The 14,135-nt window shown below is 61.5% G+C and carries 10 protein-coding genes; 1 reads left to right on the top strand and 9 read right to left on the bottom strand.

What is annotated here, in order from left to right; translation table 11 throughout:
* Nucleotides 1-68: 68 nt before the first annotated feature.
* The 4 genes from HBJ59_RS08935 to HBJ59_RS08950 form a co-directional block, all read right to left on the bottom strand.
* Complete coding sequence (locus HBJ59_RS08935; RefSeq protein WP_167663304.1) at nt 69-1,244, bottom strand: lactonase family protein; 1,176 nt, start codon at nt 1,242-1,244, stop codon at nt 69-71.
* The gene (locus tag HBJ59_RS08940) at nt 1,231-1,527 is read right to left on the bottom strand and encodes a DUF5629 family protein (RefSeq protein ID WP_076016859.1); all 297 of its coding nucleotides are present in this window, start codon (nt 1,525-1,527) and stop codon (nt 1,231-1,233) included. The genes HBJ59_RS08935 and HBJ59_RS08940 overlap by 14 nt, the downstream gene beginning before the upstream one ends.
* A gap of 118 nt (nt 1,528-1,645) precedes the next feature.
* Nucleotides 1,646-4,021, bottom strand: a complete 2,376-nt coding sequence (locus tag HBJ59_RS08945) for an RND family transporter (RefSeq protein ID WP_167663305.1) — start codon at nt 4,019-4,021, stop codon at nt 1,646-1,648.
* 15 nt (nt 4,022-4,036) lie between these two features.
* Nucleotides 4,037-5,077, bottom strand: coding sequence for a YCF48-related protein (locus tag HBJ59_RS08950; RefSeq protein WP_256670822.1), 1,041 nt, complete (start codon nt 5,075-5,077; stop codon nt 4,037-4,039).
* 429 nt (nt 5,078-5,506) lie between these two features.
* Between HBJ59_RS08950 and HBJ59_RS08955 the strand changes: the two genes are divergently transcribed.
* Complete coding sequence (locus HBJ59_RS08955; protein WP_167663307.1) at nt 5,507-6,622, top strand: Gfo/Idh/MocA family protein; 1,116 nt, start codon at nt 5,507-5,509, stop codon at nt 6,620-6,622.
* Between the two features lie 102 nt (nt 6,623-6,724).
* On the opposite strand, the gene HBJ59_RS08960 is transcribed toward HBJ59_RS08955, so the two are convergent.
* From HBJ59_RS08960 to HBJ59_RS08980, 5 genes are all read right to left on the bottom strand, one after another.
* Nucleotides 6,725-9,838 carry an efflux RND transporter permease subunit gene (locus tag HBJ59_RS08960; protein WP_167663308.1) on the bottom strand — a complete coding sequence of 1,038 codons (3,114 nt, stop codon included), beginning with the start codon at nt 9,836-9,838 and terminating at the stop codon, nt 6,725-6,727.
* Nucleotides 9,835-11,106 (bottom strand): efflux RND transporter periplasmic adaptor subunit, encoded by a 1,272-nt coding sequence (locus HBJ59_RS08965; RefSeq protein ID WP_167663309.1) that lies wholly within the window; start codon nt 11,104-11,106, stop codon nt 9,835-9,837. The genes HBJ59_RS08960 and HBJ59_RS08965 overlap by 4 nt, the downstream gene beginning before the upstream one ends.
* Nucleotides 11,099-12,337: a TolC family protein gene (locus HBJ59_RS08970; RefSeq protein WP_167663310.1), complete on the bottom strand. Its 1,239-nt coding sequence runs from the start codon at nt 12,335-12,337 to the stop codon at nt 11,099-11,101. Before HBJ59_RS08970 ends, HBJ59_RS08965 begins: the two co-directional genes overlap by 8 nt.
* A 96-nt stretch (nt 12,338-12,433) precedes the next feature.
* Entirely contained in the window at nt 12,434-12,781 is a 348-nt protein-coding gene (locus HBJ59_RS08975) for a hypothetical protein (protein WP_076016852.1), read from the bottom strand.
* Nucleotides 12,782-13,076: 295 nt separating this feature from the next.
* Nucleotides 13,077-13,982, bottom strand: coding sequence for a hypothetical protein (locus tag HBJ59_RS08980; RefSeq protein ID WP_167663311.1), 906 nt, complete (start codon nt 13,980-13,982; stop codon nt 13,077-13,079).
* Nucleotides 13,983-14,135: the final 153 nt, after the last annotated feature.

Raw genomic sequence — 14,135 nt, forward strand, 5'->3', positions numbered from 1 at the left:
TTGAAACACTAGCCGCTATTAATAGTATTAATACAACAAGTCAGGCCCCGCACTGCGGGGCCTGTGGCTTATTGTCGCACCAGGAACTTGAGGTCGCTGGGGGCATCAATCGCCAGTTTCTGAACGGTTTTGCCCAAAAGCCCGGTCTTGGGGTCGCGCTCGACCACCACAATCTCGTTGCTCTTCTGGTTGGCGATCAGCAGGAACTTGCCGCTGGGGTCCAGGGCGAACTCCCGCGGGTGATCACCTTCCACCGAGCGGCGCTGGATCTCTTTCAACTGCGCGGTGGCCGGGTCGATGGCAAACACCAGCATCTGGTTGGCGGTGCCTCGGTTGCTCACGTAGAGGAACTTGCCGTCGCTTGAGGTGTGCAACGCGGCGCCGGCCTTGTCGGACACCGGTTGGCCGTCGGCAAAGTTGACCAGTTGCTTCTGGGTCAGCTTGCCATCGTTGTAGTCAAACACCGCCACTTGCGCGCTCATCTCGGTGGTCAGCCACGCGTGCTTGCCGTCTGCGGTGAACAGCAGGTGCCGCGGGCCGCTGCCCGGTGGCAATTGCACAAACGCAGGATCGGCCGGGGTCAGCGGCAGTTCGTGGTTGGCCTTGGGATCGTAGTGGTAGGCAAAGAGCTTGTCCGCCCCCAGGTCCTGGACAAACACGTATTTGCCGTCCGGCGAAGACACCACCGAATGCACGTGGTTGGAGGCCTGACGCTCCGGGTTGACCCGGCTGGCCGGGTGCCCGCTCAACTGCACTGGCGGCGACAGTTTGCCTTGGGCATCTACCGGCAACACCGCGAGGCTGCCGCCCGGGTCTTCCAGCACCGAATAGTTGGCGACGAACAGGTAGCGCCCGTCACTGGCCAGGCTGGAATGAGTCGGCTCGTTGCCCAGGCTCTGCACCTGGTTGATCAGGGTCAGTTGATGGTTCTTCGGGTCGATGCTGTAGCTGCTGACGCGCCCCACCGGGTCTTTTTGGCCCGGGCCGTTTTCGTTGACCACAAACAGGTGCTTCTGGTCTTTGGAAAGGGTCAGCCACGACGGGTTGGCCGTCTTGGCGGCGAGCACCGGCTGGCCGCTGAACTGCCCGGTACGGCTGTCGAACTGCAGGCGATAGATGCCTTCGCTGGTGCCGGCGGTGTAGCTGCCGACGAGCAATTCATAGGTATCCACCGGCGCGGCCTGGACCGACATCGCGCCTACACTGCCGGCCATCAGCAGGGGCCAGAATTTACGCATCATCATCCGCTTCATCCTCGTCATTATTGTTGCCGGTGACGCCGCTCATGCAGACCAGGCGGTGTTCGCCCGAGTCACCGGTAAGGGTCCAGCTTTGCAAGGTTTGATCAAAGGTCGCCGCCTTGACCTGCTCCAGGCTGAATCTCCAGTGCTTCTTGTCACGACCGTCCATGCAGATGATCAGTAACTTCTGGTCATCCAGGCTGAAATCGAAGGTATGCAGGCCATCGATTTCAACCATCTGGCAGTCTTCAAAAGCATTGAGCAAGGTAGCGGTGTCAGCAGTCATAACCATCAATCATCAAGAGGAAAGACCCCATGATAGGTCAAATCGTTGCATCGACCTAAGCCCGCGCAATGCAAAACGCCGTGGCACAGGCCACGGCGTTTTGGCGAACAGCGATGAATCAGTGAGCGAACAACGAATTGCCCTTCTGCCCCGCCAGCTTCTCGGGCTTGATCAGGAAGCGTGCCAGCGCCGGCAGCAGCCACAGCGCGCCGAACATGTTCCACAGCAGCATGAAGGTCAGCATCAGGCCCATGTCGGCCTGGAACTTGATGGCCGAGAAGATCCACGTCGCCACGCCGATTGCCAGGCACAGGCCGGTGAACAGCACGGCTTTACCGGTGGACTTGAGCGTCTGGTAATAGGCTTCCTGCAACGGCAAACCGGCGCGCAGGAAACTCTCCAGGCGACTGTAGATGTAGATGCCGTAGTCCACGCCAATCCCCACGCCCAGCGCCACCACCGGCAAGGTCGCGACCTTGACGCCGATGCCCATGAACGCCATCAGCGCGTTGCCCAGCACCGAGGTCAGCACCAGCGGCAGCACGATGCACAGGGTCGCCGCCCAGGAGCGGAAGGTGATCATGCACATGGTGGCCACGCACAGGTACACCAGGATCAGGATGGTCAGCTCGGACTCCTTGATCACCTCGTTGGTGGCCGCCTCGATCCCGGCGTTACCGGCGGCGAGGATGAATTCCAGGCCCTCCTTGTTGTTCTCCTTGGCAAAGTCCTGCACCGCATGCACCGCGCGGTCGAGGGTTTCGGCCTTGTGGTCGTTGAGGAACACCAGCACCGGCGCCAGGGAGCAATTGTTGTTGTACAGGCCATCGGCACGGGCGATGGAGTTGTTCAGCACATCCGGGTTACGCGACAGGGTTTCCCATTTCAGGTTGCCCTCGTTCATGCCCTTGATCATCTGCTTGGACACGGTCACCAACGAGATGGCCGACTGCACGCCTTCGGTGTTCTGCATCTTCCACATCAACTGGTCGATGGGCGCCATGGCTTCATAACGCGAGCAGCCTTCCGGCGGCGTCTTGACCATCACCACCAGCACGTCGGAGCTGGTGGAGTAGTTGCTGATGATGAAGTTGTTGTCCTTGTTGTAGCGCGAATCCGGGCGCAGCTCCGGCGCGCCCTGGTCGAGGTCGCCGATCTTCAGGTTCTGGCTGTACCAGAGGCCGCCACCGAAGGCGACCAATGCCAACGCAATCGATACCGGCGCGACTTTGGGGCTGGCGAATTTCGACAGCAGGCGCCAGAACGGGTGTTCGCGGTGTGCGTCTTTCTTGCTGCGCTCGATGGCGCGTTTGCTGATGCCCACGTAGGAGATCGCGACCGGCAGCAGGATCAGGTTGGTGAACACGATCACCGCCACACCGACCGAGGCGCCGATGGCCAGTTCACGGATCACGCCGATGTCGATGATCAGCAGGGTGATAAAGCCGACCGCGTCGGCGAGGATCGCGATCATTCCCGGCAGGAACAACTGGCGGAACGTACGCCGGGCGGCGGTCAGGGCGTTGTCGGCATCACTGGATTGCAGGGCGATGCCGTTGATCTTCTGCACGCCGTGGGAAATACCGATGGCGAAGATCAGGAACGGCACCAGCATCGAGTACGGATCCAGCCCGAAACCCAGGGCATGCATCAATCCAAGTTGCCAGATAACCGCCACCAACGTGGTGCTCAACACCGCGACGGTACTGCGCAGGCAGTTGGTGAACCACAGCAGCAGGACCAGGGTGATGACGAAGGCGATACCGAAGAACATCACCACCATCACCAGGCCGTCGATCAGGTCGCCGACCTTCTTGGCAAACCCGACGATGTGGATCTTGACGTTGGGGTTCTGTGTTTCGAACTTGTCGCGGATCTTGTCTTCAAGTTCATGGGAGAACTTGCGATAGTCCAGGGCCAGCAGCTTGCCCTGGTCTTGCGGGTCCGGGTAGGACTCCAGCAGCGGAATGTCGACGATGCTCGACTTGAAATCGTTGGCCACCAGTCGCCCGACCTGCCCGGACTTGAGCACGTTGTTGCGCAGTTGATCGAGGCTTTCCGGCGAGCCGTTGTAGCTCTGGGGGATCACTTCACCGCCGGCAAAGCCCTCTTCCGTGACTTCGGTCCAGCGTACACTTGGGCTCCACAGGGACTTGAGCCCGGAGCGGTCGACGCCGGAGATGTAGAACACCTCGTCGTTGATCTGGCGCAGGGTCTCCATGTACTCCTTCGTGAAGATGTCGCCGTCCTTGGCCTCCACCGAGATGCGCACCGTGTTGCCCAGGTTCGCCAGGTCGTTGCGATGCTCCATCATCTTCTCGATGAAGGGGTGCTTGAGCGGGATCATTTTTTCGAAGCTGGTGGACGGGCGAATCAACGTCGCCTGCCAGAACAGGAAAATACTCACCAGCAGGCAGATCGTGATCACTGCCGGGCGGTTGTTGAAAATCAGGCGCTCGAGAAACGTGGCCTTGTCGTTGTGATGACTGCTCATGGTGTCCCCGCCTTCTTATTGTTTTGTCGGCTCGGCGCCAGTTGGACCCGCCACGCGAACGCCGCCCTGCCCCACCAGAATCAAGTTGCCGTTGCCCGCCGCCGTGACCGCCGACAACGAAATGCGGTCCGGGCGATTGAATACGCTGAAGGTCAGGCCGTCATCGTGGCTGACCACCACGCTGCCGCCGTTGCCCACCACTACGATCGAGCCGTCGTCCAGCAGGGTCGCGCCCGACAAGCCGAACTCCAGCGCGCCACGGGTGGCGTTCAGCTCCACCGGCTCCCAGGTGCTGCCAAAATCCGTGGAGCGAAACAGGTTGCCGCGCAGGCCGTAGGCCAACAGGGTTTGCGCCTGGGCCGTGCCGATCACGCCGAACAGCGAGCCCTCGTAGGGGCCTTCGAGTTTTTCCCAGGTTTGCCCATCGTCATGGGAGCGGAACATGCTGCCCTGCTCACCGACGATAAACAGCCCGGCGTCTTTCACCTGGGCGATGGCGTTGAGGTGGAACTGGTCTTCGTTGTCGAGGCGGTCACTGACGTCATCCCAGGTCTTGCCGCCGTCGGTGGTTTCGATCAGCGCACCGTAGGCGCCCACGGCAAAGCCGTTGCTGGCGTCCTTGAACCACACGTCGAGCAGCGGCGCTTCGCGCTTGAGGTCCTGGAATTGTTGAGTCCAGGTCAGGCCGCCGTCGGTGGTGGCGAGGATCTGTGCGTCATGGCCCACCGCCCAACCGTGTTTGTCATCGGCGAAAAACACCGCGGTCAGCAGTTGCCGGGTGGGAACTTTGGCTTGGCTCCAGGTCGCGCCCTGGTCGTCGGAATAGAGGATGTGCCCGCGATCACCGACCGCGACCAGGCGTTTGCCTGCGTGCACCACGTCGATCATCAGGCTTTTGGCAGCCTTGGGGGAATCAATGGCAAACACCGCTGCGGCGGTGGTTTCAGTGGCGGCGTGGGCCGGTGTCGACAACGCGACAACCCCCAGCAACGAGAGCGCTGTGGCCAGCAATGCGACCCTGCGCGTGGCCTTCGAGCGGAAAAACACCACACCCATGACAGGCTCACTCATAGACCTTTCTCCCATTTATTATTGTTAGGTCGTCTTGCCGCGGGGAGCCCTGAAACCTGCAATCTAGAGCGCCTTGGGCAAGCTGGGCCATCCTAGCGGGCTTTGGAATCGTCTGACAATCGGCGCTACGTTATGTTTTGTTAACTGGAGGGGCTTTGAGCCACTGCTGAATGTAGCACTATCAGCAGCGGTGATCGTGGAGGGAGGGCTGTTGTGGCGAGGGAGCTTGCTCCCGCTGGAGTGCGCAGCGCTCCTACGCTTTTTGGGGCCGCTGCGCAGCCCAGCGGGAGCAAGCTCCCTCGCCACGGGGGGATTGGGGAGTCCTGGAATGAATTTTTATTCTATGTATTGAGTTTTGGGAATATTTATTCCATAAATAGCCTTCTCAAAACAATAATTCGAAGGAACCCGGCTATGCGCGAACTCGGAATCGGCCTGATTGGCACAGGCTTTATGGGGCGTGCCCACGCTCTGGCATTCAATAACGCGCGGGCGGTGTTTGAGCTGCCGGTGAAGCTCACACTGGCCGCCCTGGCCGATGCCGATACCGAACGCGCGACACGCTGCGCCGCGGACTGGGGGTTTGCCCAGGCCCATGGCGACTGGCAGCAGTTGGTCGACGATCCCAAGGTCGATGTCGTCGCCATCACTACCCCTAACCATTTGCACTTCCCGATGGCCATGGCTGCGCTGGCGGCGGGCAAGGCGGTGTATTGCGAGAAGCCGCTGGCGGTGAGCCTGGAACAGGCGGCAGCCATGCGTGATGCGGCGAGCAAGGCCGGGGTAGTGACGCGGGTCGGCTACAACTATCAGCACAACCCGATGATTGGCCTGGCCCGGCAGTTGATCGCCAGTGGTGAATTGGGGGAGATCATCAGTTTCCAGGGGGAATTCAGCGAGGATTTCATGGCGGATGCATCGTCGCCGTGGTCGTGGCGCTGTGAGGTGGGGCATGCCGGCGGTGCGTTGGCGGATTTGGGCAGTCACTTGCTGTCGATGGCGCGGTACCTGGTGGGGGATGTGCTGAGTGTGTGTGCCGATACGCAAACGGTGCATGGGCAACGGCCTGCTACTGCCGGAAGTGACACGCTGCGGGAGATTGCGGTGGACGATCAGGTGCATGCGTTGCTGCGGTTTGCCAATGGTGCGCGGGGGACGGTGAGCAGTAGTTGGCTGAAGCATGGGTATAAGAATCACCTGAGCTTTGAGATCAGTGGCACGCGGGGCACGTTGTTGTTTGATCAGGAACGGTTGAATGAGTTGCAGCTGTTTCGGGTTGGGCAGGATGGGTTTCAGCGGTTGCTGGCGGGGCCTTCGCTGCCCGGGTATGCCGCGTTCAGCCCGGCACCGGGGCATCAGTTGGGGTACAACGAGTTGAAGACGCTGGAGGTGCATGAGTTGGTGATGGCGTTGGCTGGGAACGGTAGCGATGGGACGGATTTTGCAGCGGCTTGGGAGGTTGAGCGGTTGGCTACGGCGATTCGGGTGGCGGCTCGGGAAGAGCGGTGGGTCAGGCTGAATGAGGTCTAAATGTGGGAGCGGGCTTGCTCGCGAAGGCAGTGTGTCAGCCAGTACATCTGGCGACTGACACACCGCTTTCGCGAGCAAGCCCGCTCCCACATTTGATTTTTGTCAGCTTTGGGATTTGCGCATGAGGCGGTAGGCCGCCGGGATGACGAAGAGGGAGAGCAAGGGTGCGGTGAGCATGCCGCCAATCATTGGCGCGGCAATTCGGCTCATGACTTCGCTGCCGGTGCCGCCGCCCAACAGGATCGGCAGCAAGCCGGCGATGATCACGGCGACGGTCATCGCCTTGGGGCGCACGCGCAATACGGCGCCTTCGGTGATGGCTTCCAGCAAGGCCTGGTCCCCTCCTCCTTGGCGTTCAGCCCAGGCGTTTTTCAGGTACAGCAGCATGATCACGCCGAACTCGGCCGACACCCCCGCCAATGCAATAAACCCGACGCCGGTCGCCACCGACAGGTTGAAGCCCAGCCAGTACAGCAACCAGACCCCACCGGTCAGCGCGAACGGCAACGTGGCCAGGATCAGCAGCGCCTCATCCACCCGGCGGAATGTCAGGTACAGCAGCACGAAGATGATCAGCAAGGTCGCCGGCACCACCAGCTTCAGGCGTTCATTGGCCCGCTCCAGGAACTCGAACTGCCCCGAGTAACTGAGGCTCATGCCCGGTTGCAACTGCACCTGCTGGTTGATCGCCGCACGCAAGTCCTTCACCACCGACGCCAAATCACGGTCGCGCACGTCGATGTACACCCAGCCGGAAGGCCGGGCGTTTTCGCTCTTGAGCATCGGCGGGCCTTCGGTGACCTTGATGTTGGCCACGGTGCCCAAGGTGATCTGGCTGCCCGACGGCGTATAAATCGGCAGGTTGCTCAACGCCGTCACCGAATCGCGCCATTCTTTCGAGTAGCGCAGGTTGATGGGGAAACGCGCGAGGCCTTCGACCGTCTCGCCGATGTTTTCACCGCCAATCGCCCCGGAGACGATGGACTGCACATCGCTGATGTTCAGGCCATAACGCGCGGCTGCCGGGCGATTGATATCCACGTCGATGTAGCGCCCGCCCGTCAGGCGTTCGGCCAGGGCCGAGCTGACGCCAGGCACCGTCTTGGCGACCTTTTCCACGGCCTGGGTTACCGCGTCGATTTCCATCAGGCTAGTGCCCGCGACCTTGACGCCGATCGGGCTTTTGACCCCGGTGGCGAGCATGTCGATGCGGTTGCGGATCGGCGGAATCCAGATGTTGGTCAGCCCCGGCACCTGCACCACGCGGTCGAGTTCCTTCACCAGTTTTTCCGGGGTCATGCCGGGGCGCCATTGATCTCGCGGCTTGAACTCAATGGTGGTTTCGAACATTTCCAGCGGCGCCGGGTCGGTGGCCGTTTCTGCGCGGCCGGCCTTGCCGAACACATGGGCGACTTCCGGCACGCTCTTGATCAAGCGGTCGGTGCGCTGCAGCAACGCGCCTGCGGTTTGCGTCGACAATCCCGGCAGCGCCGAAGGCATGTACAGCAAGTCGCCTTCATCCAGCGGCGGCAGGAATTCACCGCCCAGGTGCGACATCGGCCACAGCGCACTCGCGACCATCAGCAGCGCCACCAGAAGGGTCATGCGCGGCCAGCGCAATACGGCTTCGAGGGCCGGTTCATAGAGTTTGATCAGGCCGCGATTCAGCGGGTTGCGCTGCTCGTCGGGAATGCGCCCGCGAATCCAGTACCCCATCAGCACCGGGATCAAGGTCACCGACAACCCTGCCGCTGCGGCCATGGCGTAGGTCTTCGTGTAGGCCAGCGGGCCGAACAACCGGCCTTCCTGGGCTTGCAGGGTGAACACCGGGATAAACGACAGGGTGATGATCAGCAGGCAGAAAAACAGCGCCGGCCCCACCTCCACCGCCGCATCAGTGATGACCTTCCAATGCTCCTCGCCCTTCAATTCGCGATTCGGATGTGCGTGGTGCCAGGCCTCGATTTTCTTGTGGGCATTCTCGATCATCACCACCGCGCCATCGACCATCGCGCCGATGGCAATCGCAATCCCGCCCAAGGACATGATGTTGGCGTTGATCCCCTGGAAGCGCATGACGATAAAGGCAATCAGCACCCCTACCGGCAACGAGATGATCGCCACCAGGGACGAGCGCAGGTGCCACAGGAAAATCCCGCACACCAGCGCCACCACCAGAAACTCTTCCAGCAGTTTATGGCTGAGGTTGTCCACGGCGCGGTCGATGAGTTTGCTGCGATCGTAGGTGGTGATGATTTCCACGCCGGGGGGCAGGCTGGTTTTCAGTTGTTCCAGCCTGGTCTTGACCGCCGCGATGGCCTCGCGGGCGTTCTTGCCGCTGCGCAGGATCACCACGCCGCCCACGGCTTCGCCTTCTCCATCCAGCTCGCTGATGCCTCGGCGCATGTCCGGGCCCAGTTGGATCGTCGCTACATCGCCGAGGGTCACTGGCACGTTGTTGGCGTCGAGCCGCAGGGGAATGGCACGGAAGTCTTCCAGGGTTTTCAGGTAGCCGGAGGCGCGCACCATGTACTCCGACTCGCCCATGCTCAGCACCGAGCCGCCGGTTTCCTGATTGGCCTTGCCGATGGCTTCCACCACTTGCGCCTGGGTGATACCGCGACTGGCCAGGGCCAGGGGATCGATCTGTACCTGATACTGCTTGACCTGGCCGCCGATGGTCGCCACTTCGGCGACGTTGGGCAGGGTCTTGAGTTCGAACTTGAGGAACCAGTCCTGCAACGAGCGCAGTTGCGCCAGGTCATGTTTGCCGGTGCGATCCACCAGCGCGTACTGATAGATCCAGCCAACACCGGTGGCGTCCGGGCCCAGCGCCGGCTTGGCAGATGCCGGCAAGCGCGCCTGCAACTGGCTCAGGTATTCCAGCACCCGCGAACGTGCCCAATACAGGTCGGTGCCTTCGTCGAACAGCACGTAGACGTAGCTGTCGCCGAAGAACGAAAAGCCGCGCACGGTCTTCGCCCCCGGCACCGAGAGCATGGTGGTGGTCATCGGGTAAGTGACCTGATTCTCGACAATTTGCGGCGCCTGGCCCGGGTATGGCGTGCGGATGATCACCTGCACATCCGACAGGTCCGGCAGCGCGTCCACCGGAGTGTTCTGGATCGACCACAGGCCCCACGCGGTCACGAATAACGTCGCCAGCAACACCAAAAAGCGGTTGGCCACCGACCAGCGAATCAACAGGGCGATCATGGCCGGGCTCCCGGTTGCATGCTCATGCCGTCCATGGACCCTTCATTTGAAAACCTGTCGGACGCCTGAGTGGTAATTCCCTTCAAACTTGCTTCAGAGTCCAGCAGAAATTGACCCGAGGCGACTACCTGCTGGCCTTCCTGCAAGCCTGCGAGGATGACGGTCTGGTCTTGGTTTTCTGCGCCCACCTGGACTTCCACCGGGCGATAACGTCCGCCCTCCTCGGCCACCATCACCAGCGCGCGTTTGCCGGTACGAATCAACGCCTCGCTCGGCAGCAACAGCACCGATTGCCCGGTCGATTGGGCCAGTCGTACCTGGGCGGTCATGCCGGGACGCAACCTGCCGTCAGGGTTGGGCAGTTCGACTCGCAACTGCACGGTGCGGCTGTCCATGGCGGTGGCAGGCAGGATTGCGGCGACGGTGCCTTTGAATACCTGGCCCGGTAGCCCGACAAAACGGCTCTCGACGGTTTGCCCGACCGCCAATGCGGCGCCCTGGGCTTCAGGCACAGCGACTTGCAGCCACACGGTGCCCAGGCCGTTAACTCGCGCGAGGGTTTGTCCGGCCGCAACGGTCATGCCCTCGCGAACGTCCAGGGTTTGCAACGCGCCGCCTAACGGGGTGGTCATGGTCATCACCGATTGCACCCGGCCGCTGCGCTCCATCTGCGTGATCAACCCGGCAGGCATTCCACTCAAGCGCAGGCGCTGGCGGGCGGCAGCCAACAACCCTGGATCGCTATGTCGCAGAGCAAGAAACTCTTCCTGGGCGGCGGCCCATTCGGGCACCAGAATGTCAGCCAGGGGCGCCTGAGCCTTGAGCACATCACCCGGCGCACGGGCGTAAACCCGCTCTACATATCCAGCAGCGCGAGCCTGCACCACTGCCACATCGCGGTCGTTGAAGGTCAGGATCCCCGACAGATCAAGACTCGACGCCAGCACGCCGCGACTGACACTCGCCAGGCGTACGCCGATGTTCTGGGTCAGGCTCGAATCGATTTGAATCGACGCACTCTCTTCGGCACCACCGGCGTAACGCGGCACCAATTGCATGTCCATGAAAGGCGATTTGCCCGGCTTGTCGAACTTTTGCTGCGGGTACATCGGGTCGTACCAGTACAGCGCCTTTTCCTCTCCCGGCGCCTGCATCGCCCCGGCCATGGCCGGTTGTGCCGCGCGCATCTGCGCCAGCCAATAGCCGCCACCCAGACCCAGCAACAACACGCCGCCCAGCAGGGCCACATTCACGATTCGGTTATTCATTGGCGGGTTCCCCGTAAGCGAAATACAGCTGGGCGCCGGTCAGGGCGCGCTGCTCAATGGCATCAATCTGTTTGAAGCGTGCCTCGACCAGCTCACGGCGGGCGCTGACCACGTTCATCAGGTCGCCCTTGCCCGCGCGATACCCCGCCAGGCTCAGGGACATCTTCTCCTCGGCCAGCGGCACCAGGCTGTCCTGGCTGCGCTGCACGGCGCGGTCCAGGCGTTGATAGTTGGCCAGGTCGTCTTCGAGTTCCTGGGTGTGTTCACGGGTCTTGGCTTCGCGTTCGGCATCCAGTTGGTCGAGTTCGGCCTGTTTGGCGGCGATACCTGGGTTCTGCCGGCGACCGGGGAAGATCGGCAAATCGACGGTGAATTGCAGGCTGACCATGTCGCCGTACTCACGGCCACGGTGCTGATAGTCCACTTCCCAACTCCAGTCCGAGGTCTTTTGCGCCTTGGCCTCGTTCAGCCGGGCTTCGGCCTCGCGGGTGCGCGGTACAAAGGCTTGCAGAACCGGATGCTGATGCAGGTTGTGGGTGAGGCCCGTGGTGTCGATTTTCCAGTTCGGCAACTGCCCGCTGGGGGCTTCACTGGCAGCCGGGCCGATCCAGCGCTTGAGCGCCGCGCGGGCCTGGGCGCGTTGCTGGATCAGCTCATCTTCGCGTTCGGCCAGGTCAGCCGCTTCCTGCTTCGGGATCACTGCGTCGGAGGGCTGCCCGCGACCACCGGCCAGTTGCGCACGCACGGTGTCTTGCAGCAGGCGATTCTGCTGATAGAAGTCCTTGAACAGTGCCTCTTTGCGTTCCACCGAATAGGCGCGAATCCACGCCTGGGCGGTGGCCTGCCGTACGTTCAAGCGTTCGATCCGGCCTTCGGCGGCAGCCGTGTCCACGGTGGCCGAGGCCAACTCAACCCGTGCCTTACGTTTGTCGCGGCTGGGCACTTGTTGCTGGATACCGATCATTTGCTCGGTCATGTCATCGCCATACAGCGTGCCGCGATTGGGCCCGCCGACGGGGAAATTTTGCAGGCCTACTACCAGTTTCGGGTCCGGCAGTTCACCGGCCGGAATCGCCGCCTGAGTGGCAGCCTGCAATTTGGAGGATTCAGCCGTCAGCGACGGCGCGTTGTTTTGCGCCAGGCGCAAGGCATCATCCAGGGTCAGCGCAGACGCCAGCGTCGGCCACGCCAGCACGCCCACCACCAGGGCACGCACGCATAGGAAATTCATCTTGAAGTGTCCTGTTCTGTTGCGCTGCGCACCGCTTTACGCGGCCCACAGCAAGGCCGTCCCGGTTCAGGGACGAGTCTTCAGGTGCAACAGGATTCAGGTACGGGGCGGACGCCAGACGCCGGACGGCGTGCGGTCGGGAATAAAGTCAGAAGAGACGCTGACCAGCAGCGCATGGGAAACAGTCGCCGGCGCCTTAAGCACTGGCATCGACAATTGCAGCATACCGCCAGTCTTGCATTCCTGGCCGGGTTTACAGCTTTTGCTGTGGTCGGCTGGGGTGGCGCCGTCCTGGCAACAGTCCGGGGCCATGTCGCTCATCATCTGCATATCGGACATCTGCATCGGGCACGGCTCGGTACTCGACGGCACACCCGCCATCCCGGTCAGGGGAAGCGCAAGACTCAACAACAGGACCAGTAAAAAACGCAGATAGCGGCTCATGGGACGAGAGCTTAGCTAAACGGCGGTTAAGCAACAATTAACAAAATCCGGAGATTTCGCCTTCGCCCGGAATGCAGCAACGACACAAAACAAAATGTGGGAGCGGGCTTGCTCGCGAATGCGGTGGGTCAGCCAATTCAGATGTGACTGATAAACCGCCTTCGCGAGCAAGCCCGCTCCCACATTGGACGAGCAAGACTCAGGATCAGTGCATGAAGATCGCGATCAGGATGATGACCGGGATAGGCACACCGAGGAAAAACAACAGTAATGAGCGCATGACGTTCTCCTTGAATTAACGAACGGGAGTGGTGTGGGGAGTGGTTTCCAGGTACACCACAGCATCCCGGCGACGACCGCCAAAGGTTGCAGCGAGGCTGGCAAAAAACGCCCCGATCAACAGCGCCACGAAGGTCCACAGCGATGTGTAGGCCGCCACTTTCGCAGCCGTGTCGGCAGCCTGCTTGGCTTTCAACTTGGCGTCATCCAGCGCTTTTTGAGCCTGGCCGTAGACTTGGTCTACACGCGCCTCGGCGTCGGCCTGGCTGAGGTTGGTACGCTGGCTGATCAACTGCGCGAGATACGCACGGTCTTCAGGTGCCAGTTGGCCGTTGTTGCTCACCGTGCGGGCGAAGATACGCGCGACCACACCGTGCACCGCGTCATCGCTGACGGCTGCCGGGCGATCATCACGGAACAGGCTGTCGACGTAGTAGCCGAAGTCTTCACCCTTGGTGGCAGCACCCGCCGCCTGGCTCATGCCGCTGGCGGCACCCGATGCCACACTGGCACCGGCCTTTACACCACCGCTGACAACACTGCTGACCGAACCGACGATCAACACCGCCGTCACCAGTGTCGCCACGGCCCAGGCCAGGAAGCCATGGGCGGTGTCGCGGAAGTACACCTCATCGCCGTGCATATTGGCCCATTTCACCCGCAGGCGACCGGCGATGTAACCGCCCATCCCCGACGCGATGATTTGCGTAGCCGCCAGCCAGACAATGGTGGAAATGCCAAGCCCTTTGGCGCTGATGCCACTGTCGGCCCACGGCGAAACCGCCGAAAAGCCCAGGCCGAAGCCCAGCAGTACCAGGATCAAGGACAACGCAGCCGCGGCAGCGGCCCCGGCAAAGATCGCGCCCCAGGAAACCCCGGAGAGCGAGCTCGATTCTTGCAGCGTGGATGAGGATGTGATCATTGTTGTTTTGCTCCAGGCATGAAAAATAGTGTTACAAGTCTCAAAAGGGACAGTGCAGGCGACGTGCCAGATGTCTAAAAATTAAAAGCCTATATATTTCAAATACTTAAGTAATTTGAACTAATTTGAACCATGCAACTTGCAAGAAATGCC

This window comes from Pseudomonas sp. AN3A02, assembly GCF_011765255.1.
Lineage (GTDB): Bacteria > Pseudomonadota > Gammaproteobacteria > Pseudomonadales > Pseudomonadaceae > Aquipseudomonas.

Excerpts from the sequence above, each read along its gene's own strand:
- HBJ59_RS08950 (WP_256670822.1), bottom strand. The coding sequence starts at position 5,077 with ATGGGTGTGGTGTTTTTCCGCTCGAAGGCCACGCGCAGGGTCGCATTG.
- HBJ59_RS08975 (WP_076016852.1), bottom strand. The coding sequence starts at position 12,781 with ATGAGCCGCTATCTGCGTTTTTTACTGGTCCTGTTGTTGAGTCTTGCG.
- HBJ59_RS08960 (WP_167663308.1), bottom strand. The coding sequence starts at position 9,838 with ATGATCGCCCTGTTGATTCGCTGGTCGGTGGCCAACCGCTTTTTGGTG.
- HBJ59_RS08970 (WP_167663310.1), bottom strand. The coding sequence starts at position 12,337 with ATGAATTTCCTATGCGTGCGTGCCCTGGTGGTGGGCGTGCTGGCGTGG.
- HBJ59_RS08955 (WP_167663307.1), top strand. The coding sequence starts at position 5,507 with ATGCGCGAACTCGGAATCGGCCTGATTGGCACAGGCTTTATGGGGCGT.
- HBJ59_RS08965 (WP_167663309.1), bottom strand. The coding sequence starts at position 11,106 with ATGAATAACCGAATCGTGAATGTGGCCCTGCTGGGCGGCGTGTTGTTG.
- HBJ59_RS08980 (WP_167663311.1), bottom strand. The coding sequence starts at position 13,982 with ATGATCACATCCTCATCCACGCTGCAAGAATCGAGCTCGCTCTCCGGG.
- HBJ59_RS08935 (WP_167663304.1), bottom strand. The coding sequence starts at position 1,244 with ATGATGATGCGTAAATTCTGGCCCCTGCTGATGGCCGGCAGTGTAGGC.
- HBJ59_RS08940 (WP_076016859.1), bottom strand. The coding sequence starts at position 1,527 with ATGACTGCTGACACCGCTACCTTGCTCAATGCTTTTGAAGACTGCCAG.
- HBJ59_RS08945 (WP_167663305.1), bottom strand. The coding sequence starts at position 4,021 with ATGAGCAGTCATCACAACGACAAGGCCACGTTTCTCGAGCGCCTGATT.